At 65.3% G+C, this 26,277-nt stretch carries 26 protein-coding genes and 1 tRNA gene; 7 read left to right on the forward strand and 20 right to left on the reverse strand.

Annotation, left to right across the window (positions count from 1 at the left end):
• Positions 1–61 precede the first annotated feature (61 nt).
• Complete coding sequence (locus tag AC6RIC_RS13855) at positions 62–376, reverse strand: hypothetical protein (RefSeq protein WP_499732753.1); 315 nt, start codon at positions 374–376, stop codon at positions 62–64.
• A gap of 317 nt (positions 377–693) precedes the next feature.
• On the opposite strand from AC6RIC_RS13855, the gene AC6RIC_RS13860 reads away from it, so the two are divergent.
• Both AC6RIC_RS13860 and AC6RIC_RS13865 read left to right on the forward strand, forming a co-directional pair.
• Positions 694–2,133 carry a DHA2 family efflux MFS transporter permease subunit gene (locus AC6RIC_RS13860; protein ID WP_499732754.1) on the forward strand — a complete coding sequence of 480 codons (1,440 nt, stop codon included), beginning with the start codon at positions 694–696 and terminating at the stop codon, positions 2,131–2,133.
• A gap of 36 nt (positions 2,134–2,169) precedes the next feature.
• Positions 2,170–2,790, forward strand: coding sequence for a hypothetical protein (locus tag AC6RIC_RS13865; protein WP_499732755.1), 621 nt, complete (start codon positions 2,170–2,172; stop codon positions 2,788–2,790).
• A 7-nt stretch (positions 2,791–2,797) separates the two neighbouring features.
• Here the strand turns inward: AC6RIC_RS13865 and AC6RIC_RS13870 are convergent, their stop codons facing one another.
• The 3 genes from AC6RIC_RS13870 to AC6RIC_RS13880 are packed head-to-tail and all read right to left on the reverse strand — an operon-like array spanning position 2,798 to position 4,894.
• Entirely contained in the window at positions 2,798–3,052 is a 255-nt protein-coding gene (locus AC6RIC_RS13870) for a hypothetical protein (RefSeq protein WP_499732756.1), read from the reverse strand.
• Positions 3,053–3,069: 17 nt separating this feature from the next.
• Positions 3,070–3,804 (reverse strand): RlmE family RNA methyltransferase, encoded by a 735-nt coding sequence (locus tag AC6RIC_RS13875; protein ID WP_499732757.1) that lies wholly within the window; start codon positions 3,802–3,804, stop codon positions 3,070–3,072.
• A gap of 10 nt (positions 3,805–3,814) precedes the next feature.
• On the reverse strand, positions 3,815–4,894 hold the full coding sequence (locus tag AC6RIC_RS13880) for a Ppx/GppA phosphatase family protein (RefSeq protein ID WP_499732758.1): 1,080 nt from the start codon (positions 4,892–4,894) through the stop codon (positions 3,815–3,817).
• 257 nt (positions 4,895–5,151) lie between these two features.
• Here AC6RIC_RS13880 and glpK point away from each other — a divergent pair, with 257 nt between their 5' ends.
• A complete protein-coding gene (glpK, locus tag AC6RIC_RS13885; RefSeq protein WP_499732759.1) occupies positions 5,152–6,654 on the forward strand; it encodes a glycerol kinase GlpK in 1,503 nt (500 codons plus the stop codon).
• A gap of 201 nt (positions 6,655–6,855) precedes the next feature.
• Here the strand turns inward: glpK and AC6RIC_RS13890 are convergent, their stop codons facing one another.
• The 5 genes from AC6RIC_RS13890 to AC6RIC_RS13910 form a co-directional block, all read right to left on the reverse strand.
• Positions 6,856–8,022, reverse strand: a complete 1,167-nt coding sequence (locus AC6RIC_RS13890) for a Gfo/Idh/MocA family protein (RefSeq protein WP_499732760.1) — start codon at positions 8,020–8,022, stop codon at positions 6,856–6,858.
• Positions 8,023–8,223: 201 nt separating this feature from the next.
• Positions 8,224–8,508 carry a hypothetical protein gene (locus tag AC6RIC_RS13895; RefSeq protein WP_499732761.1) on the reverse strand — a complete coding sequence of 95 codons (285 nt, stop codon included), beginning with the start codon at positions 8,506–8,508 and terminating at the stop codon, positions 8,224–8,226.
• 17 nt (positions 8,509–8,525) lie between these two features.
• Positions 8,526–8,792: a hypothetical protein gene (locus AC6RIC_RS13900; RefSeq protein ID WP_454656820.1), complete on the reverse strand. Its 267-nt coding sequence runs from the start codon at positions 8,790–8,792 to the stop codon at positions 8,526–8,528.
• 60 nt (positions 8,793–8,852) lie between these two features.
• Positions 8,853–11,984, reverse strand: a complete 3,132-nt coding sequence (locus AC6RIC_RS13905) for an efflux RND transporter permease subunit (RefSeq protein ID WP_454656821.1) — start codon at positions 11,982–11,984, stop codon at positions 8,853–8,855.
• A 4-nt stretch (positions 11,985–11,988) separates the two neighbouring features.
• Entirely contained in the window at positions 11,989–13,137 is a 1,149-nt protein-coding gene (locus AC6RIC_RS13910; RefSeq protein WP_499732762.1) for an efflux RND transporter periplasmic adaptor subunit, read from the reverse strand.
• Here AC6RIC_RS13910 and AC6RIC_RS13915 point away from each other — a divergent pair.
• On the forward strand, positions 13,073–13,954 hold the full coding sequence (locus tag AC6RIC_RS13915; RefSeq protein WP_499732763.1) for a TetR/AcrR family transcriptional regulator: 882 nt from the start codon (positions 13,073–13,075) through the stop codon (positions 13,952–13,954). The genes AC6RIC_RS13910 and AC6RIC_RS13915 overlap by 65 nt on opposite strands.
• A gap of 227 nt (positions 13,955–14,181) precedes the next feature.
• Here the strand turns inward: AC6RIC_RS13915 and AC6RIC_RS13920 are convergent, their stop codons facing one another.
• The 7 genes from AC6RIC_RS13920 to AC6RIC_RS13950 all read right to left on the reverse strand — a co-directional run bounded on the left by AC6RIC_RS13920 (position 14,182) and on the right by AC6RIC_RS13950 (position 20,413).
• Positions 14,182–14,796: a hypothetical protein gene (locus AC6RIC_RS13920; RefSeq protein WP_499732764.1), complete on the reverse strand. Its 615-nt coding sequence runs from the start codon at positions 14,794–14,796 to the stop codon at positions 14,182–14,184.
• Between the two features lie 714 nt (positions 14,797–15,510).
• Entirely contained in the window at positions 15,511–15,729 is a 219-nt protein-coding gene (locus AC6RIC_RS13925) for a hypothetical protein (protein ID WP_499732765.1), read from the reverse strand.
• The gene (locus tag AC6RIC_RS13930; RefSeq protein ID WP_499732766.1) at positions 15,671–15,919 is read right to left on the reverse strand and encodes a hypothetical protein; all 249 of its coding nucleotides are present in this window, start codon (positions 15,917–15,919) and stop codon (positions 15,671–15,673) included. Before AC6RIC_RS13930 ends, AC6RIC_RS13925 begins: the two co-directional genes overlap by 59 nt.
• A 36-nt stretch (positions 15,920–15,955) precedes the next feature.
• Positions 15,956–16,312, reverse strand: coding sequence for a hypothetical protein (locus AC6RIC_RS13935; protein WP_499732767.1), 357 nt, complete (start codon positions 16,310–16,312; stop codon positions 15,956–15,958).
• 183 nt (positions 16,313–16,495) lie between these two features.
• Positions 16,496–17,224, reverse strand: coding sequence for an IS21-like element helper ATPase IstB (gene istB, locus AC6RIC_RS13940; RefSeq protein WP_499732768.1), 729 nt, complete (start codon positions 17,222–17,224; stop codon positions 16,496–16,498).
• Complete coding sequence (gene istA / locus AC6RIC_RS13945) at positions 17,224–18,723, reverse strand: IS21 family transposase (protein WP_499732769.1); 1,500 nt, start codon at positions 18,721–18,723, stop codon at positions 17,224–17,226. Before istA ends, istB begins: the two co-directional genes overlap by 1 nt.
• 133 nt (positions 18,724–18,856) lie before the next feature.
• Entirely contained in the window at positions 18,857–20,413 is a 1,557-nt protein-coding gene (locus AC6RIC_RS13950) for an ISL3 family transposase (RefSeq protein WP_499732770.1), read from the reverse strand.
• 154 nt (positions 20,414–20,567) lie between these two features.
• Between AC6RIC_RS13950 and AC6RIC_RS13955 the strand changes: the two genes are divergently transcribed.
• Both AC6RIC_RS13955 and AC6RIC_RS13960 read left to right on the forward strand, forming a co-directional pair.
• Positions 20,568–21,116, forward strand: a complete 549-nt coding sequence (locus tag AC6RIC_RS13955) for a hypothetical protein (RefSeq protein WP_499732771.1) — start codon at positions 20,568–20,570, stop codon at positions 21,114–21,116.
• 2 nt (positions 21,117–21,118) lie between these two features.
• Positions 21,119–21,823, forward strand: coding sequence for a M48 family metallopeptidase (locus AC6RIC_RS13960; RefSeq protein ID WP_499732772.1), 705 nt, complete (start codon positions 21,119–21,121; stop codon positions 21,821–21,823).
• A gap of 359 nt (positions 21,824–22,182) precedes the next feature.
• Here AC6RIC_RS13960 and AC6RIC_RS13965 read toward each other — a convergent pair.
• Positions 22,183–22,256, reverse strand: a tRNA-Gln gene (locus AC6RIC_RS13965).
• A gap of 242 nt (positions 22,257–22,498) precedes the next feature.
• Here AC6RIC_RS13965 and AC6RIC_RS13970 point away from each other — a divergent pair.
• Positions 22,499–23,611 (forward strand): M20 family metallopeptidase, encoded by a 1,113-nt coding sequence (locus tag AC6RIC_RS13970; protein WP_499732773.1) that lies wholly within the window; start codon positions 22,499–22,501, stop codon positions 23,609–23,611.
• Between the two features lie 231 nt (positions 23,612–23,842).
• On the opposite strand, the gene accC is transcribed toward AC6RIC_RS13970, so the two are convergent.
• From accC to aroQ, 3 genes are all read right to left on the reverse strand, one after another.
• Positions 23,843–25,204 carry an acetyl-CoA carboxylase biotin carboxylase subunit gene (gene accC, locus AC6RIC_RS13975; RefSeq protein ID WP_499732774.1) on the reverse strand — a complete coding sequence of 454 codons (1,362 nt, stop codon included), beginning with the start codon at positions 25,202–25,204 and terminating at the stop codon, positions 23,843–23,845.
• Between the two features lie 35 nt (positions 25,205–25,239).
• The gene (gene accB, locus AC6RIC_RS13980) at positions 25,240–25,704 is read right to left on the reverse strand and encodes an acetyl-CoA carboxylase biotin carboxyl carrier protein (RefSeq protein ID WP_499732775.1); all 465 of its coding nucleotides are present in this window, start codon (positions 25,702–25,704) and stop codon (positions 25,240–25,242) included.
• A 73-nt stretch (positions 25,705–25,777) separates the two neighbouring features.
• Positions 25,778–26,233 carry a type II 3-dehydroquinate dehydratase gene (gene aroQ, locus AC6RIC_RS13985; protein ID WP_454656844.1) on the reverse strand — a complete coding sequence of 152 codons (456 nt, stop codon included), beginning with the start codon at positions 26,231–26,233 and terminating at the stop codon, positions 25,778–25,780.
• Between the last annotated feature and the right edge of the window lie 44 nt (positions 26,234–26,277).

Raw genomic sequence — 26,277 nt, forward strand, 5'->3', positions numbered from 1 at the left:
CTTTTGCGGTGCGGAAACGGCGCTGGCGCATGGCGGCGCCGTTTCCGTTGCGTCGTCGACGTCAGTGGGTACGGCCAGCGGCGGCGGGCACCTCCGGCGCGAAGCCGAAGCAGCCGATCCGGGCAATGCTCTGGTCGCCCGCATCGGCCATACGCTGGCAGGTCTGCAGACGCAGGCACATGTCATAACGCAGGCCTTCGCCGCCACTGCCTGGCATCGCCTTGAACTGGCAGCCGGCCTGCCAGCTGGTCATGTCGGCCGCCTTTGCGGCGGGGGCCCAGCTCAGGCTCGTTGCGAGGGCGAGGGTGAAGCCGAGTGCGGTCAGGCCGGGCGACAGGCAGCGAGCGGCGGCGAAAACAGATGAAATATCGATCATGGCGCTTCTCCGGAGAATGAACGCGCGCGCCCCCCCGCGACGGCCCGGTGCGACCGGGCTCCAGAGAAATGGGGGCGCCGCAGCGCCCGAAGGAGAGCGGCCAGCGCATGGCGGCATTGTGCTTGCCGCCGAGGCATAATCCAGGCGCATGGCGGAAGCGCGCGGGCAGCGGGCAAATCCAGCGGCAAGCCGCGATTTCGCTCTCGTCACTCCCTACACATCGCATTAATAGCCGAGCTTATGATTTCAAGTGCGCCTAATTCGACGGGCGCGGAAGGTCCGAAGCCCTAAGGTCCGAAGTCTCAAGGTCTACAGACTTGCAGCGCTCAAAACTCCTGCCCCTGATCGTCTCCTGCGCGCTGTTCATGGAGAACACCGACTCGACGGTGATCGCGACCTCGCTGCCGGTGATCGCGCAATCACTGGGCGAGGACCCGATCGCGCTGAAGCTTGCGCTGACCTCCTATCTCGTCAGCCTCGCCGTCTTCATCCCGATCTCCGGCTGGATGGCGGATCGCTTCGGCGCCCGCACGATCTTCCGCTCGGCGCTCTGCGTCTTCATGCTGGGCTCGCTGCTCTGCGCGGTCTCGAACTCGCTCGGCGCTTTCGTCGGCGCGCGTTTCATCCAGGGCATGGGCGGGGCGATGATGGTGCCGGTCGGGCGCCTCGTCATCCTGCGCAGCGTCAGCAAGTCGGAGATCGTCGGCGCGCTCGCCTATCTGACGATTCCGGCATTGGTCGGCCCCGTCGTCGGGCCGCCGCTCGGCGGCTTCATCACCACCTATTTCGACTGGCGCTGGATCTTCCTGATCAACATCCCGATCGGCCTCGTCGGCATCGTGCTGGCGAGCCTGTTCTTCGAGGATATCCGGGAGGAGGATGTTCCGCCCCTCGATATCCGCGGTTTCCTGCTTTCCTCCTGCGGTTTCGCCAGCCTGATGCTCGGGCTCAATACGGGCGGCCGCCATCTGGTGCCAGAGGTCGTATCCTACGCCTGCGTGCTGGGCGGTGCAGCGGCGCTGGTGGCCTACTGGTTCCATGCGCAGCGCGTGCCTTACCCGGTGCTCAACCTGTCGCTGTTCCGGATTCCGACCTTCCGGACCGGCGTGATCGGCGGCTCGGTCTTCCGGACCGGCATCGGCGCGATTCCCTTCCTGCTGCCGTTGATGCTGCAGCTCGGATTCGGACTGGATGCGCTGCAGTCCGGCCTGATCACCTTCGTCTCGGCGGCCGGCGCGCTGATCATGAAGACGCTGGCGAGGACCATCCTGGCCCGTTTCGGCTTCCGGCGGGTCCTGACCGTCAATGCCGTGATCGGTGCAGCCTTCCTCGCGGCTTCCGGGCTGTTCACGCCGACGACGCCGCACGCGATCATCCTCTCCGTGCTGCTGGTCGGCGGCTGCTTCCGCTCGCTGCAATTCACCGGCATCAACGCGCTGAGCTATGCCGACGTCTCCAACCGCGAGATGTCGAGCGCGACCTCGATGTCGAGCGTCGCGCAGCAGCTCTCGCTCAGCATCGGCGTGACGATCGGCGCCTTCGCTCTGGAGACGACCCATTTCCTGCACGGCGGCAAGACGCTCGGGGCGGGGGATTTCTGGCCGGCCTTCCTGATCGTCGGTCTGATCTCGGCCTCGTCGGTGTTCTGGATGATGCAGCTTGCGCCTGATGCCGGCGCCGAGGTTTCTGGCCATGTGCCGGTCAGTGCGCGCAAGGTCACCGCCGAGGCGATCGCGGAGCAGAAGCCGCTCGACTAGCTTGCGGGATTCCCTGACTTGCCGCAGGGTCAGGGCATGCAGGTTGAGCCCGCGCCCTTGGACGAGACGCGCTATACGCTCTGCGTCGGCGACGGCGCGGCCCGGCTCAAGCTCGCCGAAACCGAACTGACGCTCAGCGACGAAGGCATCGCTTACGAGCTCGATGGCCGCTCGGGCTTGCGGCCCTTCGCCAAGCTCACCAGTGTGCGCCTGCAGGCGGTCAATGGCGGCCCGCGATCACCCTGGGAGGCGCTGGCAGAGCTGACCTTCTCGGCCGGACGGCCGCTCTTCGTGCATTCCAGCAGCCCCTGGGGCGTGGACGATCCGCAGCGGGACACCGCCTTCGTCGCCTTCATCGAGGACCTGCATCGCCGCCTCGTTGCCGGCGGGCCGAGCCATGTCGCCTTCCGGCGCGGCATCCCCGAGGGGCGCCACCGTGGTCTGATCGTCGTCGCGTTCATCGCCGCCGTGATCTTCGGCGGCGCCGGGCTGATGGTGCTCTATATCGGCCTGAGCGGCCGGGCCGGCTTCTTAGAGGTGGCTGGGCCGCTTTTCGGCCTCGGCGGCTTCGGCTTCTGGATCTGGAACTCGGTCGTCCGGAGCGCTCCGGGGACCTACGATCCGCGCCACCTGCCGCGCGATGTCTTTCCGGAGTGAGGGCGGCCTAGAATCCGCAGGCGAGGCATTCGGCGCCATCGGCCGTTCGGTACTCGGCCTTCCAGTAATGCGGGTCGTTCGGAACCGCATGGACGATGCCGGGCGGCGCGGAATAACGCTTCCGGAACGGGCGGGCCAGCTGGACGAAGAGCCGGCAATCAGGCGGCCAGTCGCCAACGCTCAGGACGGAATTTCCCCGCGCGAGTTCTGCGTCGAGAATTGCCTGAAGTGCCGGGACCATGCGTGGAACAGGTTGCGCCACGGCCTCTCCGTTGCCGGTCAGGAGCCGTCGCCTTCCGTCCGCTGCTGACGGCGATAGCCGGTCGCGAGGACGTAAAGCTCGGAGGAGTCGGCGCGGCTCGCCGCCGGCTTGACGTTGCGTACCGTGGTGAAGTCGCGCTTCAGCGTGGCGAGAAGCTCGGCGCTGTCACCACCCTGGAACAGCTTGGCGAGGAAGAAGCCGCCCGGCGCCAGCACGTCATGGGCGAATTCGATCGCGGCCTCGGCGAGCGCGATGATCTTGAGGTGGTCGGTCTTCTTGTGACCGGTGGTGTTGGCGGCCATGTCGGACATCACGCCATCGGCGCGGCCGCCGAGACGCTCGGTCAGCAGGGCAGGCGCTTCATCGGCCATGAAATCGAGCTGGATCAGGTCGACGCCGGGGATCGGATCGACAGCCAGCAGGTCGATGCCGACGATATGGCCCTTGCCCTGCTCCAGTCCGATGCGCTTGGCCGCAATCTGGCACCAACCGCCCGGCGCGCAGCCGAGATCGACCAGCCGCTGTCCGGGTTTCAGGAACTTGTAGCGGTCGTCCATCTCCTCGAGCTTGAACGCCGCGCGCGAGCGATAGCCCATCTCCCGGGCCCGCTTCACATAGGGGTCGTTGAGCTGGCGCTCGAGCCAGAGCTGCGAGGAATGCTTGAGCTTGCCGGCCTTCTTGACCTTGACGCGCATGTCGCGCGCGCCGGCAGGCTTGCCGCCGGTTTTGCCGCCCGATTTTCCGGTGCTCATTGTATCGAACCTATTTCCGCCGCCACCAGGCGCGGTCCTCATGCATCATGCGCAGCAGGATGCCCTCGCGAAGGCCGCGATCGGCGATACGGACGCGCTCGCTCGGGAACGCGCGGCGGATCGCCTCGAAGATCGCGCAGCCGGCCAGCACCAGATCGGCGCGTTCGCGGCCGATGCAGGCATTCGCCGCCCGGGCGGCATAGTCCATCTCGATCAGGCGGTCGATCACCGTGAGGATATCGCGCTGATGCATCCACAGCCCGTCGACCTCGCGCCGGTCATAGCGCGGCAGGTCGAGATGGATGCCGGCGACCGTCGTGACCGTGCCGGAGGTGCCGAGCAGGTGGAAGCTGCGGGCGTCCTTGGCACCTGCCGCCTTCTTGGCGAAGGGCGCAAGCGCCTGCGCGCAATCCTCGACCATCCGCTCGAACAATTCGCGGCTGACCTCGATGCCGCCATAGCGCTCGGCGACCGTGACGACGCCGATCGGCAGCGAGGCCCATTCGCGGATGCGGGCGGCCGGATCGCGCGCCTCGCTGCGGCCGCCGAGCCAGACGATCTCGGTCGAGCCGCCGCCGATATCGAAGACGATGACGCTTTCCGCCGCCGGATCGGCCAAGGCGGCGCAGCCGGATACGGCGAGCGCGGCTTCCGTCCTCTGGTCGATGACCTCCAGCGCGAGTTCCGCCTCCGCCGCGACGCGGCGGATGAAGTCGAGCCCGTTGGTGGCGGCGCGGCAGGCTTCTGTCGTGACGAGGCGGGCGCGGGTGACGCCGCGATTCGCCATCTTGCCGCGGCAGATCTTCAGCGCCTCGACGGCGCGGTCCATCGCAGCATCCGCAAGCCGGCTGCTCGCGGCCAGGCCTTCGCCGAGGCGCACGATGCGGGAGAAGGCGTCGACGACGCGAAAGCCGTGCTGCGCCGGCCGGGCGATCAGCAGGCGGCAATTATTGGTGCCGAGATCGAGCGCGGCATAGGTCGCGCCCGGCGGGCGGGAAGCCGCAGGCTGTTCGAAGCTTCTGAACGACGCACCAACCGGGATTGCGCCGTTCCGTTGCGGATCGGCGTCATGTCTCTGTGGCCGCGCCATAGGCGCGACATCCCGTTGTTGCCGGTCCTCGACCGCCACCGATTCAACCTCTCAACCTGTCCGACACCTGGGGCACGGACAGGGGCCGCGACCCGGCGCGGCCCTGCTTCATGATGAGCTAACTACAGGGCAAGCGACATGCCAAGCAGAACCTTGCCCGGCGGGAGACTTGTCGGACATTCGCTTGGGACGCGCTTGCGCGGGGACCGGCTCATCGGCCAGTCTCCGCCGACCAATGAGACGGGCAGGGAACCGACATGGCCGCCAGACATATCCTCGCCATCGATCAGGGCACGACCTCCTCGCGGGCGATCCTGTTCGATGCGTCGCTCGGCGTGGTGGCCAGCGCCCAGCGCGAGTTTCCGCAGCATTTTCCGGCCTCGGGCTGGGTCGAGCATGAGCCCGAGGATATCTGGGACAGCGTGCTCGCGACGGCGCGCGAGGCCATCGCCAAGGGCGGCCTGAGCGCAGCCGACATCGCCGGCATCGGCATCACCAACCAGCGCGAGACGACGCTGATCTGGGATCGCCGGACGGGGCGGGCGATCCACCGCGCCATCGTCTGGCAGGACCGGCGCACGGCAAAGGCCTGTGCGAATCTCGTTGCCGCCGGCCATGAGGAGCTTGTCGCCGAGCGCACCGGCCTGCGCATCGATCCCTATTTCTCCGCGACCAAGATCGCCTGGCTGCTCGACAACGTCCCGGGAGCCCGGCGCCGGGCGGAAGCGGGCGAGCTCGCCTTCGGCACGATCGACTGCTTCCTGCTCTGGCGCCTGACCGGCGGGGCCGTGCATGCGACCGATGCCACCAACGCTGCCCGTACCATGTTGTTCGATATCGGCCGCGGCGTCTGGGATTCGGACCTGCTCGAGCTGTTCGGGATTCCGGTAGCGCTGTTGCCGCAGGTACGCGACTGCTCCGCCCATTTCGGCGATACGGCGCCGGAATTGTTCGGGGCTCCCATCGCGGTGCGCGGCATGGCCGGCGACCAGCAGGCGGCGACGATCGGGCAAGCCTGCTTCTCGCCGGGCATGGTGAAATCGACCTATGGCACCGGCTGCTTCGCGCTGCTGAACACGGGCGACACGCCGGTACGCTCGAAGCACCGCCTGCTCAGCACCGTCGCCTATCAGCTCGGCGGCAAGCGCACCTATGCGCTGGAAGGCTCGATCTTCATCGCAGGCGCGGCGGTGCAATGGCTGCGCGACGGGCTCGGCATCATCGAAAAGGCGAGCGAGACCGGGCCGCTGGCCGAAGCCGCCGATCCCGAACAGCACGTCTATCTGGTGCCGGCATTCGTGGGCTTGGGCGCACCGCATTGGGACGCGCATGCACGCGGCGCCATGTTCGGCCTGACCCGCAACTCCGGCCCGCGCGAATTCGCACAGGCGGCGCTGGAAAGCGTCTGCTACCAGACGCTCGACCTCGTCGAGGCGATGCGGGCCGACTGGCCGGATGCCGGCGCCGGCAAGCAATCCGTGCTGCGGGTCGATGGCGGCATGGTCGCCTCCGACTGGACGATGCAGCGCCTCGCCGACATCCTCGACCTGCCGGTCGACCGGCCGAACGTGCTGGAGACGACGGCGCTCGGCGCCGCCTATCTCGCCGGGCTCGATGCCGGCCTGCTGCCGGAGCCGGGTCGTTTCGCAGACATGTGGCGGCTGGAGCGGCGCTTCTCACCGGCCATGGCCGCCAGCGAACGCAAGCGCAAGGTCACCGGCTGGCGCGACAGCGTGCGGAGGACGCTGAGCGGGAATTGAGGCAGGGCTCCTCGGTCTGCGCAATTACCTTTGTCATTCCGGGGCTTCGCGTAGCGAAGAACCCGGAATCCACGACTGGGTGAGCGGCTGACATTTGGGTATTGAAGGTCTCGCCCAGTCGTGGGTTCCGGGTTCGCGCCTGCGGCGCGCCCCGGAATGACAAAGGTAGAGTTGGGCGCTGCTGCGATAAGGCCGGAGCGACTAACCTGAGAAGGGCAGCCAGCGCCGCTCGGCGGAGGACACCACCGCGCATTCGATGAAGCGCACGCCGCGGGCGCCGTCACCGACCGTCGGATAGTCCGCATCCAGCGGATCGGCCGTCGTGCCGGCCTTGCGGGCGCGGATATCGGCAAAGACGCCGCGATAGATATTGGCGAAGGCCTCGATAAAGCCCTCCGGATGTCCCGCCGGGATGCGGCCGGCGCGGCGGGCCGATTCGCAGAGCCAGGGCGAGGCGCGCGTGAATATCTCGGTCGGCCCCTCGCGGCGGTGATGGACGAGCCGGTTCGGTTCCTCCTGCCGCCATTCCAGCGTGCCGTTCTCGCCGGAGACGCGCAGGCGCAGGTCGTTCTCCAGCCCGGCATTGATCTGCGAGGCGACGAGGACGCCGCGCGCACCGCCCTTGAAGCGCAAGAGCATGCTGACATCGTCGTCAAGTGCACGGCCGGGCACGAGCGCGCCGAGATCGGCGACCAGCTCCTCGATCTGAAGCCCCGCCACGGTCGAGACGAGGTTCTCGGCATGGGAGCCGATATCGCCGAGCGTGCCGGCAATGCCGCTGCGGGCCGGGTCGGTGCGCCAGCTCGCCTGCTTGTTGCCGGTCGCTTCCAATGCGGTCGCGAGCCAGCCCTGGTTATACTCGACCACGACCTTGCGGATGCGGCCGAGCGCGCCGGAGCGCACCATCTCGCGCGCCTGCCGGACCATCGGATAGCCGGTGTAGTTGTAGGTGACGCCGAAGACCGTGCCTTGGCGGGCGACCGTCTCGACCAGCGTCGTGGCCTGTTGGCCGGTATGGGTCAGCGGCTTGTCGCAGACGACATGGAAGCCGGCTTCGGCGAAAGCCTGCGCGATCGGGAAATGCGTGTCGGTCGGCGTGACGATGACGACGAGGTCGACGCGCTCCGCCATCGGGCGAGCGAGCTCGGCTTCGAGCAGGGCCTGCCAGCTTGCGTGATTATGCGCATCGGTGAGCCCCAGCGCGCGGCCGGATTCGCGGGCGCGCTCCGGCGTCGAGGATAGGGCGCCTGCGACCAGTTCCGCCTGTCCGTCGAGCGCGATGGCATGGCGGTGCACGGCGCCGATGAAGGCATCGCGGCCGCCGCCGATCATGGCATAGCGCAGCTTGCGCGGGGTTTCGTCGTTCATCGCGTGACCTGACATTCTAGGCGGTACGGTCAATTGCAAGTTGGCTCCATGTCGGAACCACCTTTGTCATTCCGGGGTTTCGCGTCAGCGAAGAACCCGGAACCCACGACCGGGCGAGTCTCTGACTATGTGGCATGGAACGTCTCGCCCAGTCGTGGTTTCCGGGTTTGCGCCTGCGGTGCGCCCCGGAATGACAACAGACTAGGACAGGCGCCGGTCGAGCGTATCGGCGATCCGCTCGACGAGCGCGGCATGATCCGCCAGCATGTCCTGCAGCGGGCCGATCGGGCGGAAGGCGCGCGAATCCTGCGCTTCCTCGCCCTCGCTCTCCCACGTCTCGATCGCTTCGTCGGCTGCCGTCAGCCAGGATTCCGGCAACGCGCCTTCGATGGGCGTGCCGGCTTCAAGGGCAAGGCGCTCCGCAATTCGCTGGCGGAGCGTGTCTCGGGCGGCGCGAAGCGCATCAAGCTCGTCGGTATGGCGCATGGAACGCTGCCGGCCGCTCAGTGCACGGTGGCGAGGTCGTCGTCGTCCGGGTCGATCAGGCGGTCGAGCCCGAGCTGCTCGACGCCGTCGGTGAACTCGGCGAAGGCGTCGGCATCGGTGGCGAAAGCGTCCTGCCAGACGGTCGAGCCGCCTTGCTCGTCGATGAGCTCGAGGGTCCAGCCGTCGGTGCCCTGGATCTTGTAGATCTCGACCCGCACGGTCAGGCCGTCATGGGTGAAGGACTGCGACAGGGGCGAGCGGATGATGTCGGGAAATTCGGTCATGGCGGCAGTCTAGCAGCTTCGTCGCGGGGGCGCAGCCGTTGCTAGCTGCGCCCCCGTCATTCACTCGGCGGCGGTCGCGCCTGTCGGCTCGGCGCGGCGCAAGCGCCGGACGAGGCGCACGACGCCGACATAGAGAAGCGGAACGAAGAACACGCCGATCACGGTCGCGGCGATCATGCCGCCCATCACGCCGATGCCGATCGAGTTCTGGCTCCCCGATCCAGCGCCCGTGGCAACGGCCAAAGGCGTCACGCCCAGCACGAAGGCGAGCGAGGTCATCAGGATCGGCCGCAGGCGCTGGCGCGCCGCTTCCAGCGTCGCCTCGACGAGGCCCTTGCCCTTGGCTTCCTGCTCGATGGCGAACTCGACGATGAGGATCGCGTTCTTGGCGGCAAGGCCGATCGTCGTCAGCAGGCCGACCTTGAAGTAGACGTCGTTGGTCTGGCCGAAGAGCGTCGCCGCGAGCAGGGCGCCGAAGATGCCGATCGGCACCGACAGCATGACCGCGAAGGGAATCGACCAGCTCTCGTAGAGCGCCGCAAGGCAGAGGAAGACGACCAGCATCGAGAGGGCGTAGAGCGCGACCGCCTGGCTGCCGGAGAGCCGTTCCTGGAAGGACAGGCCGGTCCATTCATGGCCGAAACCAGTCGGCAGTTGCGTGATCAGCCGGTCGATCTCCTCCATCGCCGCGCCGGAGCTGACGCCGGCAGAGGCCGCACCCTGCATCTGGATCGCCGCCGACCCGTTGTAGCGCTCAAGCCGTGGCGAACCGTAGGTCCAGCGTCCTGAGGCGAAGGCGGTGAACGGTACCATCTCGCCGCCCTGGTTGCGGACATACCAGCGCCCGATATCGCCGGGCTGCATGCGGAAGGGCGCATCCGACTGGACATAGACGGATTTCACGCGGCCGCGGTCGATGAAGTCGTTGACATAGGCCGAGCCCCAGGCGGTCGACAGGGTGTTGTTGATCGCGGCGAGGGGCAGGGTCAGCGCGCTCGCCTTCTCCTGGTCGATCTCGACTGAGTATTGGGGGGTGTCCTCCTGCCCGTTCGGGCGCGTGCCGGTGAGCAGCTTGCTTTGAGCGGCAAGGCCCAGCAGCTGGTTGCGGGCTTCCATCAGCCGGGCATGGCCGGCACCGGCGATGTCCTGCAGATAGAAGTCGAAGCCGGCGGTATTGCCGAAGCCCTGGATCGCCGGGGGGGCCAGCGCGTAGACCGTGCCATCCTTGATCGACCGGAAGGCGCCCATGGCGCGGCCGGCGATGGCCTGGGCCGCTGCCTGTTTGCCGGTGCGTTCCGCGAAGGGCTTCAGGCGGACGAAGGCGAGGCCGACATTCTGGCCCTGGCCGGCGAAGCTGAAGCCGGCGACGGTCAGCACGCCCTCGACCAGGTCCTTCTCCTTTTCGAGATAGTGCTTCTGAACCTGGTCGAGCACGCGCAGCGTCCGGTCCTGCGTGGCGCCGACGGGAAGCTGTACGACGGTCAGCAGGATGCCCTGGTCCTCGTCGGGCAGGAAGGAGGAGGGCATGCGGACGAAGAGCCAGGCCATGCCGCCGCCGATCAGCAGGAAGACCATCAGGAAGCGCATGGGCCGCGCGATCATCCCGGCGACGCCGGAGCGGTAACCATTGGTGGTGCGTTCGAAATTGCGGTTGAACCAGCCGAAGAAGCCCTTGCGCGGGCCATGATCGCCGTGCGGCTTGAGCAGCGTGGCGCAAAGCGCAGGGGTGAGCACCAGCGCCACCACGACCGACAGTGCCATCGCGGTGACGATCGTGATCGAGAACTGACGATAGATGATGCCGACCGAGCCGCCGAAGAAGGCCATCGGCACGAACACGGCCGAGAGCACGGTGGCGATGCCGACCAGCGCGCCGGTGATCTCGCCCATCGACTTGATCGTCGCTTCCTTGGGCGAAAGCTTCTCCTCCTGCATCACGCGCTCGACATTTTCGACGACGACGATGGCGTCGTCGACGAGCAGGCCGATGGCGAGCACCATCGCGAACATCGTCAGCGTGTTGATCGAGTAGCCGGCGAGCGCCAGCACGCCGAAGGTGCCGAGCAGCACGACGGGCACGGCCAGCATCGGGATGAAGGTCGCGCGCAGGTTCTGCAGGAAGACGTACATCACGATGAAGACGAGGATGATCGCCTCGAACAGCGTGTGGACGACCTTCTCGATCGAGAGCGTCACGAAGGGCGTGGTGTCGTAGGGGTAGGTGACCTCGACGCCTTCCGGTAGCGTCTGCTTCAGGCGCTCGATCGTCGCGGTCACGGCCTTGGCGGTGTCGATCGCGTTGGCGCCGGTAGCGAGGCTGATGGCGAGGCCGGTTGTCGGCTTGCCGTTGTAGAACGAGACGGTGTCGTAGCTCTTGGCGCCGAGCTCGACGCGGGCGACGTCATTCAGCCGGACGATCGAGCCGGAGGCACCGCTCTTGAGGATGATGTTCTCGAACTGCGAGACCGTCTGCAATCGCGAGAGCGCGGTCACGGTGGCGTTGAGCTGCTGGCCGCCGACCTGGGGCAGGCCGCCGAGCTGGCCGGCCGAGACCTGCGTGTTCTGTGCCTCAATGGCGACGGCGATGTCGCTCGGCATCAGCGCGTATTTGCGCAGCTTGTCGGGGTCGAGCCAGATGCGCATGGCATAGCCGGCGCCGAAGAGCTGGGTCGAGCCGACGCCCTCGACACGCTTCAGCGTGTCGTTGAGCGTCGAGTCGACATAGTCGGCGAGGTCGGTCGTCGACATCCGCCCGTCCTGCGAGACGAAGGCGACGACCATCAGAAAGCCGGTGGAGGCCTTGGCGACCGAGATGCCGGTGCTCTGCACCACGGCCGGCAGCTGGCGCGTGACGAGCTGCAGCTTGTTCTGCACCTGCATCTGCGCGACGTCGGGATCGGCCTGGCTGTTGAAGGTCAGGGTGATCTGGGCGTTACCGGTCGAGGTCGAGGTCGCCGTCATGTATTGCAGGTTGTCGACGCCGGTCATGCCTTGCTCGATGACCTTGGTCACCGAGTTCTCGACGGTCTGCGCGTCGGCGCCGGGATAATTGGCGCTGATCTGGACGGTCGTCGGCGCGATCTGCGGATATTGCGAGATCGGCAGGCTGCGCAGGGCGAGCAGCCCCGCCAGCATGATGACGATGGCGACGACCCAGGCGAAGATCGGCCTTTCGATGAAGAAGCGCGACATGGTGTCAGTTCTTCGCCGTGTTGCCGGCCGGCAATTCGGCCCGGCGATTGGCGGATTTGAGCTCGCCGGTGGCCTCGTCGACGCTGACTTCGTTCACGGTCACGCTCTGGCCCGGGCGCACGAGCTGGCCACCCTCGACGATGATGCGCTCGCCATCCTTCACGCCGCTGTCGACCAGCCAGTTGTTGCCGATATGGCGGCGCGTATTCAGCACGCGCTCCTCGACCTTGCCTTCGGCCGAGACGAACTTGGCGGTTGCCTCGCCCTTGGTGTTGCGCCCGACGGCGCGCTGCGGCAGCAGGAAATTGTTCTCGGCGATGCCTTCCTGGATCTCGGCGCGGACGAACATGCCGGGCAGCAGCAGCCGCTCCGGATTCGGGAACTCGGCGCGCACGCTGAAGGTGCCGGTGGTCTCGTTGATGTTCGCCTCGGCGAACTCGAGTTTGCCCGATTGCGCGTAGGCGTCGCCGGTGTCGAGCTTCAGCTTCACCGCGACATTGGGGCCGGTGAACTTCAACCGGCCCGAGGCGATGTCGTTGCGGAACTTCAACAGATTGGTGCTCGACTGGGTGACGTCGACATTGATCGGGTCGAGCTTGCGGATCGTGGTCAGGACGGCCGCCTGGTTGGCGGTGACTAGCGCGCCCTGGGTCAGCGCCGACTTGTCGACGCGGCCGTCGATCGGCGCGGTGACCTTGGTGTAGGCGAGGTTGATCCTGGCCGCCTCGACATTGGCCTTGGCGGCTGCGACATCGGCCTGAGCCTGGCCCAGGGTGGCATTGGCGTCGTCCGAATCCTGCTTGCTGCCGGCATTGCGCTGGAGCAGCTCGCGATAGCGATCGGCCCGCACCTGCGCGTTGGCGACGGCGGCCTCGGCCTTGTGCTGGGCGGCGACAGCGCTGTCGAGGGCGGCCTGATAGGGGGCTGGGTCGATCTCGTAGAGCACGTCCCCGGCCTTGACTTCGCTGCCCTCGCGGAACAGCCGCGACTTGATGATGCCATTCACCTGCGGCCGGATCTCGGCGATCAAGCTCGCCGAGACGCGGCCCGGCAGCTCCGCCGTGATGGCCACGGGCTGCGGATGCAGCGTGACGACGCTGACCTGGAACTGCGGCTGCGCCGCCGCCTTCTCGGAATTGCAGGCAGCCAGCATCGCTGCGAGCAGCAGAGCGCTCGGCAGGGCATGGCGGGAAGAGGAGGGGGCGCGCTCGGCCGGCATGCAGACTCTCTTTTGGAAACTGATGAGTTTCTTATCTCTTGATTTCTGCGACTGTCAAACGCAAGAATGCGGCGCGATGGTGGGCGCAGTGATGACAAGCGGAAAAGCGAGCGAAAAATCCGCATCGATCCGGGGGCGTGGGCGCCCCAAGACGCGTTCCGACGATGCCGAGCGTCAGCGGATCGTGCACTCCGCCCGCGATCTGTTCCTCGATGTCGGCTATGGCGGCACGACGATGGATGCGGTGGCAGCGCGCTGCGGCGTTTCGAAGCGCACGCTCTACCAGTTGTTCCCGGCCAAGACCGATCTGTTCCGGGTGATGGTGGCCGATCACCGGCGCTCGATGCTGGCGCTGCCGCGCCCTGGCGGCGAGGCTCTGCCGCTGCTGGAGACGCTTGCCGCGATCTTCCGTCTCGACATCGACGATATCGACAATCGCGATCGATTGGCCTTCATCAGGCTCGTCCTTGCCGATTCGGATCGGTTCAGCGAGATCGGCGAAATGATCGAGCAGGAGGGCGCGGAGCCCGCGCGGCGCCTCCTTGAGGATTGGCTCGTTGGCCAGCAGGAACGCGGCATGCTTCGCACCTTTCCTGCAGATGCGCTGGCTCGCATGTTGATGGACATGATCTTCTCGGTGCTGATCAAGCGCTTTCCCGGCGACCGGCTGCTGACAGTCGAGGAGCGGATGCGGCACGCGCGGCTCTGCCTCACGGTGTTCCTGGAGGGAGTGGCGGCGCAGGCCGGGTGATCGGCTGGACGGCGATGCATGAAGGAGCTGAAGCTCGCTGAAATGCGCGCCCGCCCATTATGTTCGTAAATGATGAATTTCAGCTTGGCCGAGCCACGCAGGAGTGGCTGGGGGACTAGGACCCTCAGCCAGTTTCACGGCACCAATTTTATCAAGCGGTTACGGCTGCCGGGGTGAACGAAACAGGTCGGTTTTGTAGCAAGCGATTGTAGCAAACGTGGCAGGAGCTAGCGAGCGCTCTCCCCCCGGTATTTGCGGCAGTCGGCGAGCATGGCCTCTGTGGTGAAGAAGCCGGTCAAGCTCGTGTTCTCCGGCAGGATCTCGCGCATGAGCTCGTCGAATTCACCATCGGTGTTGTAGGCGAGCTTGGCTTGGCCGAGGCGCAGTTGGATGAGCTTGGCGTTCAGCACCTGGTCGAGTTGTTTGTAGGTCACGGGCGAGCGATCGAAATAGAGCTCGATGCCGAGGGAAACGCCCGACAGCGTGAGCGGGCCTTGACCGTCGAGGCTGAACTGGCCGTCGATCTTATCGTGCAACGACGGATAGGGCGCGCCCTGCGCAATCATGTCCTTCAGGAAGAAGTCGAGATGGGTGAATGTGCGCCGGCTCTTGGGGCATACGAAACTCATCTGCTGGATCAGCCTCGTCGCGTCCTTGTTCACCGAGTAGCGGACGTAGGATTTCTCATCCGGTTTGGTGTGCGCTTTGGTGGTGATCCAGAACGTGGTGACCGTAGCCGCGACCTCGCCGGTTTGGGGGGCTGGCTGCGCTTGGGCGATCGCGCTGCTGCCGACGATGGAGCAAGTCAAGGCAGCGGCGAGAAGGATAGCGGTTCTGGTCATTGGACACCTGGTGGCGGGAATAGGCAGGGTTTGGCGGAGCGCGTGACCGTTCGGTCAGCCGCGGCGCCACGGCATCTACAACGGCCTCGAACTCCTGCTTCACATCACGCCGGACCTCCTGCGCTGAACCTGCGGTCCAGTCGAGCAGCGGCAAGTCTGCGGTCGGATCGTCGCTACCCACATTGGGCCAACCATAGATATGGGGATCGAGGCGCCGCCGTTGGCTCGCGCGCTGTAGGGGAAGGACTTCGTCCGCGCGCTCGTACAAGTCGACAGTGGCATCTGAAATCAGCGCAATGGCGGCGGCCACCGTGAGACCGGCCGCGCCGCCCCCGACCACACCGATGCGCAATCCGTCCCGAAGAATTCCTTGGTCCTTGAGCGCATGCGCTAGAGCAAGGGCACGCACTTGCTGCGAGTAAAATGTGATGCGGCTGTCAAAAGCGCCGATCACGAACACCTTGGGATGGAGCGGAGACCGCGCACCTTCAATGATGTCAAAGGGTTGCAGCGTGGATCTCCTAGGGCCGGCAAGCGCCTTTTACGGCAGGCTCGCTAGTGTGTTACACGTCTCACGTGTGGGTATGCAATACATCCTCCCCGTACGTCCGCTGACTTTCGCGCATTGTTCGCCGGACGGTGAACAATGGCCCTCTTCGTCAACTGGCGTTGCCCAATTTTACAGAGCGAAACCATCAATCGGACGGCGAACGGCTAATCCGAAGCGAATTCGCAATTGTCCCGGTCATTGTCTGCCTCATCGTCACCTGACGCCTCGCCCGCCCGGAATCCGCAGCGTTCCATGAACGTCCAGGCGCCCATCCAGCTATTGATCTCGTTGATCTTGAGCAGCGAGACATCCTCGCCGTATCCATTACCCTCCGCCTCGCGGGCGTAGAGATCGTTCAGGTACGCGACATAGGCCTCGCGCATGATCCCCGTCGGCCGGAACCCAAAGTTGTGGGTAAAGACCACCTCTTGGCTCTCGGTGACGATCGCCCCCCAGTATGGGGTCTCGGCCTCTGCGCTGTAGCGCCGAGCGCACAATCAGTTCCGGCTTCGTATCCTTCGAACGGATAGCGCGCATGTTCGCGCTGCGCCGGCTGGGAGAGATCTTATCCATGAAACAATAAACGCATCGGACAGGTTCCGAGATCGCTTATTGATCGGCCAAGCTGGTCAGCCAATGCTCTAAGCTTACGAGGCGCCCACTGTCGATGTGATCGAGCACCCGACGCCAGGAGATAATGGTATCTCCACGCGCAGATCGGAGCTTACCGTATGTCGCACGTACCGCATCGGTATTAATGTGAACAACGTGATCAAACATCAAGCTGTTGCGGTGCAGATTTTCGCAAGCACGCATGAGCCGCGCCGGATCAAACTCGTTCGTCACGAACACATATTGAAATTTCCGGTTCTCTGACTCGGCATTGATATATTCATCATACTCAGTCGGGAATTGTTTCTCCCGGTCTGCGCGAACGCTCCATTTCGCCGTGACGAGCGTGCGCATCGTGGGCCGGATGATGGCTAAATCGACCTTGTTCTCCTTGCTGTCAAACGGCCCGCAAAGTTGCCCCCCGATCGGCGTCCAATGTTGACCCCTTGAGTATGCTTCGCGGCGAGGAGGCGGCGCGGCGGAGCTGGTCTGGATTGCGCAGCCGCGCCGACTCCGGATCGGTGGTGTGCGGGGAACTCAGAGCCTGTTCTTGAAGCGCCAGCTCTCGTTGCCGGTCTCGACGATGTCGCAGTGATGGGTGAGCCGGTCGAGGAGCGCGGTGGTCATCTTGGCGTCGCCGAAGACGGACGGCCATTCGCCGAAGGCGAGGTTCGTGGTGACGATGACGGAGCTCTGCTCGTAGAGCTTGCTGACCAGGTGGAAGAGCAGTTGTCCGCCGGACTGGGCAAAGGGCAGATAGCCGAGTTCGTCGAGGACGATGAAGTCCATGCGTGCGAGATAATCGGCCATGCGGCCCTGGCGGCCGGTGCGGGCTTCGGCCTCGAGCTTGTTGACGAGATCGACGACGTTGAAGAAGCGGCCTCGAGCACCGGCACGGATGCATGCCCGGGCGATCGCGATGGCGAGATGGGTCTTGCCGGTCCCAGTCCCGCCGACGAGGACAACATTGCGCTGGTGCGCCAGGAAGTTGCCGCCGGCGAGATCATGAACGAGGGTCTCGTTGATCGGGGTTCCGTCGAAGGCGAAGTCGGCGACATCCTTGGCGAGCGGTAGCTTGGCGATGGTGATCTGATACTTGATCGAACGAGCCTGCTTCTCGGCGATTTCGGCGGCGAGGAGGTCGCCGACGACGCGCTGCGGCTCGTGCTGGCGCTTCACCGCCGAGGCGATGATCTCGTCGTAGGCGGCCTTCATGCCATAGAGCTTGAGCTCGCCCATGGTGGCAAGAATCTCCGAGCGTTCCATCACACGGCTCTCCTGAGGCTGTCGTAGCGGGCACAATCGGCGGCAGGCTCATGGTGCAGGCGCAAGGCATCGGGCGTCATGATCGTGATCGCTGCCGCCGGCTCGCGGCGCCGGGCCAGGATGTTGATGATCACGTCGGCGGAGTGGACGCCTTGCCGCAGAGCATCCGCGCAGGCGGCTTCGACGGCGGACAATCCGTCGCTCAGCACCGCGGTGAGGATCTCAACCATCTGCCGGTCGCCGTCTTGAACGGCCGCGAGCTTGCGCCGGACCCGGTCGATCGCACCGGGCAAGACCCAGTCCTTGAAGGGCGCTCCGTTCCGCAGGGCGCCCGGCTTGCGAGCCAGTACCGGGACATAGTGCCAGGGATCGTAGATGGTCTGGTCGCGGCCATAGCAGCGGGGATGCTCGCCGACGATACGCCCGTCCTGGCGCAGCTCGATCCGATCGGCATAGGCGCGGATCTCGACGGGGCGCCCGACCGCACTCGCGATGACCGAGTACTTGTTGTTGTCGAAGCGCACGAGACAGGTCTTCGACACCGAGGCTGGCAGTGAGTGGAAGCCGTCGAACCGCCCCGCGTAAGGCACCAGGCTCGGGCGCTCGGCTTCGAACATCTCCCAGATTGTGCGGTCACGTTGCTCCGGATGGCGGTGGGCCTTGGCGTAGCGAAGCACCTGATCCAGCAGCCAGGCGTTCAACTCGTCGTAGTTCTTGACCCGCAGGCGCGGGGCGAAGAAGCGCTCGCGCACGAGCCCGACCTGGTTCTCGACCTGCCCCTTCTCCCAGCCCGAGGCTGGCGTGCAGGCGACAGGGTCGACCAGATAGTGGCTGCACATCTGCTGGAAGCGGCGGTTATAGGCCCGCTCCTTGCCGACGAAGATCGTCTCCACAGCGGTCTTCATGTTGTCGTAGATGCCGCGCGTGCAGGCGCCCTTGAAGAAGGCGAAGGCGCGGTCATGGGCGTCGAAGACCATCTCCTGGCTCTCGCGCGGATAGGCCCGTACGAACAGCATGCGCGAGTGACAAAGCCGGACATGCGCCACCTTCACCTGGGTCGTGGCGCCATTGATGACGACGATCTCGTGGCTCCAGTCGAACTGGTAGGCCTCGCCGGGCGCGAAGCTCAAAGGCACATAGGCGTCGGCTGTGACGGCGGATTGCTCGCGGCGCCAGCCTCGCGCATAGCGACGAACGGCATCGTATCCGCCCTCGTAGCCGAGATCCCGCAGCTCTTCGAAAAGACGGATCAGCGTCAGGCGCTCGCGGGCCGGCTTGCCGTCGTTCGCCATCAGAAGCCGATCCAGCTCAGGGCGCCAGGGCCCTATCTTCGGCTGCGGCTGAACCTTCCGCTCATACTCGAACGACGTCGCGCCAGAGCGCAGCACCTTGCGCACCGTGTTCCGAGAGACGTGCAGCTCGCGGGCGATCTCCTTGATCGTCTTCCCGCGGATCGAAAACTCGCGCCGGATCCGCGCAATCGTATCCACGCCCTTCATCCCCCGCCCGCCCATCCGAAACCAGGACGGACAGTCTCACCGAAACCGGCTCAAGGGGGTCAAAGTTGGACGCCGATCCCCCGCCTCATGGGGTCAAACTTGGGGTCTGACGCAATCCCGCTGACATTTGAGATCATTGCGCGCCGATCAGACGCGCCTGGAGAAGATCGATCTTTCCGCGGCCGTACATCTGGCGTTTGACGAGCTTGAGGCGGGTGATCTGGCCTTCTGTCTGACCGTTCGACCAAGTCGAGAGGATTGCTGCTCGCACAGCGGCCTCGTCTCGTCGGACGCCATTGGCCAAGGAGGCGACCAGGCTTTGGGAGGCTCGATCGATCCAAGATGACAAGGGCTCGGCCCGCTTCATCCTAATCATGGCATGGAAGTCGGCGATGATCTCGCGAGCCTCGACCAATGCCGGCACGCCGTCCTCGATCGCCGCGATCGTGACGGTTTCAGCCTTTGTGAGATTGTCGCGACCGGTGGTCATCAACCGCGCGATGGTCCGGGCCGACGGGACACGCGCGAGGCTGCTTGCGTCCGCTTTCTCCGCGCGGCGGCGGCGTGTCGCCCATTCCGAGATCACCCTGAGGCTTCCCCGGAAGCCTTTCGTCCTCATCGAGCGCCAGAGAGCAGCTGCGTTCCGAGTTCCCGCGTCCCATTGCGCATCGAGCCAGGGCAGATGCGCATCCAACGAACTCTGGCGAGGTCGGAAGACGTCGCTGCGCTCGCCGCGGACGATCCGCCTGACAGTCTGGCGGTGATGGCCGGTGCGCTTGACGATCTGCTTGATCGGCACGCCCTCCCGCCAGAGGGCGAGGACCGCCGCGTTGATCTCTTCCCGCCGCAGATATCCATCGTATTGCAGCTTCTCCGCCGCCGTCAGGAGCGCAGGATTGACGATGGTGGCACCAATGGCGCTACGGATCTGGCGCATCGACTTGCGCACGGCATCGAGGAAAGCGCGGCTGGCATTCTCCATCAGGTGCCAGCGGTCGGCAACCTGGACGGCCTGCGGCAGGGCCCGTGCCACCGCCTCTCCATAGCCACCGCCACGGTCACGAGCGACTGTATGGACCAGCCGCTGATGGCGGAGCCAAGCTTCCGATGTTGCTGGCTCCCGGTCGGAAAGAAGCGCGACCGGCCGACGCCTCTCCAAGTCGCAGACGATCGTGCCGTAGCGGTGATTGCGCCGCCAGGCGAAGTCATCGATGCCGATCACGCGCAGCGGCTCGCTCGGCACCCTGGCACGCTGCCGGACCACGCGCAGCAACGTGTCGTTGCTGACCGGTAGCATCATCCTCGCGGCAAAACTTGCTCCGGGCCTGCCACCCAAGGCGAGGCCGAGATGCTGGACGATATGATCGAGACGATCGGTCCGACGCGCTCGCGGCGCGAGGACGCGGTCACCAAAGCGCTCCGCGAAGATCTGGCGGCCGCACAGGACGGCATCGCAGCGAAAGCGCCGAACGAGGACCTGGAGCTCGACGCGTCGGCCGCTGAGCGGCAGGTCCTTTGCACGCCGGAAATACCGGCTTTGGATCCGTTGCGAGAACGCCCCGCAGTCAGGACATGGACAGGCGCTGACGGCGGACCGGGTTCGGACAACAACGCGATCGCCTTCGATCGTGATACCGTCGACAATCAAACCTGCGGGAACCAAGCTGGCTGGTCGAAATCGCTGCTTCATCGCGCTGATTCCTTCTGGAAACCAGCATCAAAACAGCCCCGACCTGCAGCAGATTTGAGTCAGACCCAAACTTGCACGCCGAAACACACCTGCGCCGGGAGAACCTGATCCGGCCTAGACCCGTCTCTTTTCGCTCCATCCGTAGGAACTCACGATGACCACTTCACCCGCCGATCAGGCGTCCCATACGCTCGCCTTGAGCGAACCCACGACCCTAGGCATCGACACGGCCATTAGCTCGCTGCATGGCGGACTGCGGGGGAACAGGGATGCGGTGGCCGAAACCATCGAGAACAACGTTCGGGCAAAGATCATCAAGGAGCGCCTGACCGACCCCGCCTTCTACGACAAGATGTCTAAGCTGCTCGACGAGATCATCGTGGCGCGGAAGGCGAAGGCCATCGATTATGAGAAATATCTTCAGGCGATAGCCAAGCTCATTGGCGCCGTGACCGCCGGACAAGAGGGAGACCGGCCGGCGAAGATCAAGACCGAAGGCCAACGAGCGCTCTACAACAACCTCGGCAAAGACGCGGACCTCGCTGTGCGGATCGATGAGAGGATCAAGCAGGTCCGCCCCGCAGACTGGCGCGGCGTTCAGGCTCGGGAGCAGGAGATCAAGGCCGCAATCTACGATATTGTGCGCGACGAGGAGCAAACCGAGGCGATCTTTGCGATCATATTTCATCAACGAGAGTACTGAGCGTGCAGGTCATTACCCTCGGCGACCTCACGGTGGAGGTCGTTCACAAGGATATCAAGAACCTCCATCTGAGCGTCCACCCGCCTACCGGTCGTGTTCGGATCGCCGCGCCTCTTTCGCTGGAGATTGACGCGATTCGTGCGTTCGCAGTCTCGCGCATGGCGTGGATTAGAAAGAATCAGCGGAAGCTTTTGACGCAGCCAAGAGAGCCTGTCCGTGACTACATCGATCGAGAGAGCCATTTCGTTTGGGGTGAACGCGTTCTGCTCAAGGTCGTCCACCGCGATGCCCCTCCGTCTGTTGAACTAGTTCATCGCACGCTGGTGCTGACAACGCGCACAAGCGCTACACGCGATGATCGCCACGACATCATGGAGAAGTGGTACCGGGAAGAACTGCGACGCGTAGCCGAACCGACAGTTACTCGGTGGGAGGATCGGCTCGGTGTGAAAGCGAAGGGCATTTTTATCCAGCGGATGAAAACTAAATGGGGAAGCTGTCACCCCGAGAGCGGCAACATCCGGCTGAATACCGACCTCGCCAAGAAGCCTCCCGAATGCCTAGACTATCTGGTCCTGCACGAGCTGACGCATCTCTTGGAGCGAACCCATTCGGAAGCGTTCTTCTCGGTGCTCGATCACAACCTACCGCATTGGCGCGAAGTTCGGCAGCTCCTCAACAGCCTACCTATAGGCGCCGAGGGGTGACCGCTTAACCCGCTGCGGCCCGGGCAACAATACAGTGCCGCACGACGGAGCGGTGGTTCAGTTGAGGTCGGAGAGGACGAAAGAAGCCTCCGCAGACATCCGATGCACTTATCCCCCGCGCGCTTGCTTAAAGCCCGATGTCACATGGGTAGCTTCCGCCGCTCCGGCACGTCGCACGAAAAGCGCCCGATTCGAAGCACGAAAAGCGAAAGGGTCGCCGAGAGCATCCGCGCTACGTAACCACATACATCTGTGGCGCATTCTTGGGGTGCCAGAATGGGCTACCACTGGGCTACCAGAGCGTTTTTCGACTCGGGCAAGCTCTTGATTTCATTGGTTTTTATATAGCCACAAAGGAATGGCTGGGGGACTAGGATTCGAACCTAGACAACCAGAGTCAGAGTCTGGGGTCCTACCGTTAGACGATCCCCCAACGACAGGGCGCTTGGTGCCGCGCCGCGTTGGTGAGCCGGGGTCTAATCAATGCGATCCGGCTTGGCAAGAGCAGAATTCATCGTCGATGCGAAACGCTTCACAGAAACGTCGTCATGCACCTTTCGCGAGACCGCTCGGGCTCGGTCGTTCCGGCCTGCACTGGCGGTTGCGCTACCGATCTGCGCAGGGCGCATGCAACTCGCCTTGCGCGTCACCGCCCTCATCGGAGAACATCTCGGCATGAATCAACATGACGCCGCCGCCGCGCTCTCCGTCTGGGTTGCGCTTGAAAGCCCCACCAGCCACCCTGCCGGCCTGAACGGCATGATGGACCTCGTCCAGAAGGAGGTCGCCGGGCTGCCGATCGCGGTCGAGCGCATTCCCGGCCGCGACGGGCTCGGCGACATGGTTGTGCTGCGCGCCGGTCTCGACAACGGCCAGCCCGCTGTCGCCGTGATGTCGCATCTCGATACGGTGCATCCGGTCGGTACCAGCGCCAAGGAATTACCCGTCAGGATCGAGGGAGACCGGCTCTACGGCCCCGGTGTCTACGACATGAAGGGCGGTGCCTGGCTCGCCCTGCAGGCCTTCAAGCAGGTCGCGGTCGCAGGCTCGGCCAAGCGGCCGATGACCTTCCTGTTCACGCCGGACGAGGAGATCGGCTCGCCGACGAGCCGGGCCCTGATCGAGGAGATCGGGCGGGGATCGAAGGCGGTTCTGGTCACCGAGCCAGCGCGCTCGGGCGGCAAGATCGTGACTGCGCGCAAGGGCGTCGGCCGCTTTGACGTCAGGCTGGAAGGGCGTCCGGCCCATGCCGGCTCGAAACATGCCGACGGGCGCAGCGCCATCCGCGAGGCGGCGCACCAGATCCTCGCGATCGAGGGCATGACCGATTATGCGCGCGGCATCACCACCAGCGTCGCGCTGATCGGCGGCGGTACAGCGGCGAATGTCATTCCGCAGCATGCCTGGTTCAGCGTCGATTGCCGCGTCACTACGCTCGCCGATGGCACGATGATGGAGAACCGCATCCTCAGCCTGAAACCGCATGATCCGGATGTTCAGCTCCGCATCACCGGTGGCATGAACCGGCCGCCCTACGAGAAGTCGGACGCCGTGGCCGAGCTGTTCGAGCTGGCGCGCAAGGTCGCGGCCGATGTCGGCTTCGACCTGCAGGATTGCCCGATGACCGGCGGCGGCTCGGACGGCAATTTCACGGCGGCACTCGGCGTGCCCACCCTCGACGGGCTCGGCATCGACGGTGACGGCGCCCATACGTTGCAGGAATACGGGTTGATCTCGTCCATCGCGCCGCGGCAGGCGCTGATGAAGGGCCTGCTGGAAACGATCTGAGCGCGATCTGCTTCTGTATCGGTTTTCAAGGACGACGCGGGTCATCCCGGGCGACCGCAGGGAGACCCGGGATCCATGCCTGAACCTTTCATGGAAGCGCTCCGGCATGGATCCCGGGTCTGGGCTTCGCTCCGCCCGGGATGACACGTGGATTTGAATTCGAGAGCAGTGGACAAGAAAAAAGCCCCTCGCATCGCGAGGGGCTTTTTCATTTCGGGAGCTGCCGAAGCCTCAGGCTTCCGGCTCGCCCATGCCGCCGGCGGCGAGGAATTTCTCGAGCCAGTGGATGTTGTAGTCGCCGTTGAGGATGTCCGGGTTGCGCACCAGCGTGCGGAACAGCGGCAGCGTCGTGTCGACGCCATCGACGACGAACTCGTCGAGCGAACGGCGCAGGCGCATCAGGCATTCGTCGCGGTTGCGGCCATGCACGATCAGCTTGCCGACGAGCGAGTCGTAATGCGGCGGGATCGAATAGCCCTGATAGGCCGCCGAATCGACGCGCACGCCGAGGCCGCCCGGCGTGTGGAACGAGGCGATCTTACCGGGCGAGGGGCGGAAGGTGGCGTGATGCTCGGCATTGACCCGGCACTCGATGGCATGGCCCTCGATGACGATGTCGGACTGCCTGAGCGAGAGCGGGGCGCCCGCGGCGATGCGGATCTGCTCGTTGACGAGGTCGATCCCGGTGATCATCTCGGTCACGGGATGCTCGACCTGGATGCGGGTGTTCATCTCGATGAAGTAGAACTCGCCGTCCTCGTAGAGGAACTCGATCGTGCCGGCGCCGCGATATTGCAGTTCACGCATCGCCTTGGCGCAGATCTCGCCGATCCGGTCGCGCTCGCCGGCGTTCAGCGCGGGCGAGGGGCCTTCTTCCCAGACTTTCTGGTGGCGGCGCTGCAGCGAGCAGTCGCGCTCGCCGAGATGGATGGCGTTGCCGCGGCCGTCGCCGAGCACCTGGATCTCGATATGGCGCGGCTTCTCGAGGTATTTCTCGATATAGACCGCGTCATCGCCGAAATTGGCCTTGGCCTCGCTGCGAGCGGTGGCGAGCAGGACGGCGATCTCGTCCTCGGTGCGGACCACCTTCATGCCCTTGCCGCCGCCGCCGGAGGCAGCCTTGATGATGACGGGCAGGCCGATCTCGCGGATGATGCGCAGCGCCTCGGCCTCGTCGGCCACGCCGCCTTCCGAGCCCGGCACACAGGGAATGCCGAGGCGCTTGGCGGTGCGCTTGGCCTCGATCTTGTCGCCCATCGAGCGGATATGCTCGGCCTTGGGGCCGATGAAGGTGATGTTGTGCCGGTCCAGGATGTCGGCGAAGCGGGCGTTCTCGGAGAGGAAGCCGTAGCCGGGATGGACCGCATCGGCGCCGGTGATCTCGCAAGCCGCGATCAGGGCGGGGATGTTGAGATAGCTCTCGCGGGCCGGCGGCGGCCCGATGCAGACGCTCTCATCGGCGAGGCGCACATGCATGGCGTTGGCGTCGGCCGTGGAATGCACCGCGACGGTCGCGATGCCGAGCTCCTTGGCGGCGCGCAGCACGCGCAGCGCGATCTCTCCACGATTGGCGATCAGGATCTTGTCGAACATCTTGAAATCCAAATCGGCGGCGCGCGGCGCCACGCTCACTCGATCACCAGCAGCGGCTCGCCGTATTCCACCGGCTGGCCGTCCTCGACCATGATGGCCGTGACCTTGCCGGCGCGGGGCGCGACGATGTCGTTGAAGGTCTTCATCGCCTCGACGAGCAGGATGCGCTCGCCCTGCTTCACGACGCTGCCCACTTCGACGAAGGGCTTGGCATCGGGCGAGGGGCGGCGATAGGCGGTGCCGACCATCGGGGAGGGCACGGCGCCGGGATGGGCCGCGGTCGGCTTGGCCTCGACCGGAGCGGCAACCGCGGCGGCGACCGGGGCCGGCATCGCGACCATCGGGGCAGCGGCGGGAACCTGCACGGTCGTGGAGATGTTGCGGGCGACGCGGACGCGCAGATCGCCCTTTTCGACCTCGATCTCGGTGAGATCGGTCTGGTTCAGGAGCTCTGCAAGCTCGCGGACAAGTTCGGGGTCGATCGGGCTCTTGGTCGCCATGGCGGGTATCACCGTCTTCTTCGGATATTCGGATGGAGGCGACGGCCCTGGCCGTGCTCCCGTTCAAAAAGGTTCAGGCGGTCTTCGCCGCCCGCTTTTCCAGCAGCGGCACGATCGCGTCGAGAGCGAGATCATAGCTCGCGACGCCGAAGCCGCAGATCACGCCGACGCAGACCGGCGCCATATAGGAATGGTGCCGGAATTCCTCGCGCGCATGCACGTTGGAGATATGGACCTCGATCGCCAGCGCATCGACGCCCTTGATCGCGTCGCGCAGGGCCACCGAGGTGTGGGTATAGGCGCCCGCGTTGATGATGACGCCGGCGCCGGCCAAACCCGCCTGCTGGATGAAGGTGACGAGCTCGCCCTCGAAATTGGTCTGGCGGAAGGTGAGATCGACGCCCGCCGCCTCTGCCTTGCGGCGCAGGCGCTCCTCGACGCCGGCCAGCGTGACCGCGCCATAGGTTCCGGGCTCGCGGGTTCCGAGCAGGTTGAGATTGGGTCCGTTCAGGACGTGGACGGCGACCATAGGTGGCGTTGATTCCGGCACCGCGCGCGGGCGGCAGGAGCCGC

Source organism: Allobosea sp. TBD101, assembly GCF_059817965.1.

Coding starts and splice junctions, on each gene's coding strand:
- AC6RIC_RS13855 (WP_499732753.1), bottom strand. CDS start 376: ATGATCGATATTTCATCTGTTTTCGCCGCCGCTCGCTGCCTGTCGCCC.
- AC6RIC_RS13865 (WP_499732755.1), top strand. CDS start 2,170: ATGCAGGTTGAGCCCGCGCCCTTGGACGAGACGCGCTATACGCTCTGC.
- AC6RIC_RS13875 (WP_499732757.1), bottom strand. CDS start 3,804: ATGAGCACCGGAAAATCGGGCGGCAAAACCGGCGGCAAGCCTGCCGGC.
- AC6RIC_RS13880 (WP_499732758.1), bottom strand. CDS start 4,894: ATGGCGCGGCCACAGAGACATGACGCCGATCCGCAACGGAACGGCGCA.
- glpK (WP_499732759.1), top strand. CDS start 5,152: ATGGCCGCCAGACATATCCTCGCCATCGATCAGGGCACGACCTCCTCG.
- AC6RIC_RS13890 (WP_499732760.1), bottom strand. CDS start 8,022: ATGAACGACGAAACCCCGCGCAAGCTGCGCTATGCCATGATCGGCGGC.
- AC6RIC_RS13895 (WP_499732761.1), bottom strand. CDS start 8,508: ATGCGCCATACCGACGAGCTTGATGCGCTTCGCGCCGCCCGAGACACG.
- AC6RIC_RS13900 (WP_454656820.1), bottom strand. CDS start 8,792: ATGACCGAATTTCCCGACATCATCCGCTCGCCCCTGTCGCAGTCCTTC.
- AC6RIC_RS13905 (WP_454656821.1), bottom strand. CDS start 11,984: ATGTCGCGCTTCTTCATCGAAAGGCCGATCTTCGCCTGGGTCGTCGCC.
- AC6RIC_RS13910 (WP_499732762.1), bottom strand. CDS start 13,137: ATGCTGGCTGCCTGCAATTCCGAGAAGGCGGCGGCGCAGCCGCAGTTC.
- AC6RIC_RS13920 (WP_499732764.1), bottom strand. CDS start 14,796: ATGACCAGAACCGCTATCCTTCTCGCCGCTGCCTTGACTTGCTCCATC.
- AC6RIC_RS13925 (WP_499732765.1), bottom strand. CDS start 15,729: ATGCGCGAGGCCTATGTCGCGTACCTGAACGATCTCTACGCCCGCGAG.
- AC6RIC_RS13930 (WP_499732766.1), bottom strand. CDS start 15,919: ATGGATAAGATCTCTCCCAGCCGGCGCAGCGCGAACATGCGCGCTATC.
- AC6RIC_RS13935 (WP_499732767.1), bottom strand. CDS start 16,312: ATGCGCACGCTCGTCACGGCGAAATGGAGCGTTCGCGCAGACCGGGAG.
- istB (WP_499732768.1), bottom strand. CDS start 17,224: ATGGAACGCTCGGAGATTCTTGCCACCATGGGCGAGCTCAAGCTCTAT.
- istA (WP_499732769.1), bottom strand. CDS start 18,723: ATGAAGGGCGTGGATACGATTGCGCGGATCCGGCGCGAGTTTTCGATC.
- AC6RIC_RS13950 (WP_499732770.1), bottom strand. CDS start 20,413: ATGAAGCAGCGATTTCGACCAGCCAGCTTGGTTCCCGCAGGTTTGATT.
- AC6RIC_RS13955 (WP_499732771.1), top strand. CDS start 20,568: ATGACCACTTCACCCGCCGATCAGGCGTCCCATACGCTCGCCTTGAGC.
- AC6RIC_RS13970 (WP_499732773.1), top strand. CDS start 22,499: ATGAATCAACATGACGCCGCCGCCGCGCTCTCCGTCTGGGTTGCGCTT.
- accC (WP_499732774.1), bottom strand. CDS start 25,204: ATGTTCGACAAGATCCTGATCGCCAATCGTGGAGAGATCGCGCTGCGC.
- accB (WP_499732775.1), bottom strand. CDS start 25,704: ATGGCGACCAAGAGCCCGATCGACCCCGAACTTGTCCGCGAGCTTGCA.
- aroQ (WP_454656844.1), bottom strand. CDS start 26,233: ATGGTCGCCGTCCACGTCCTGAACGGACCCAATCTCAACCTGCTCGGA.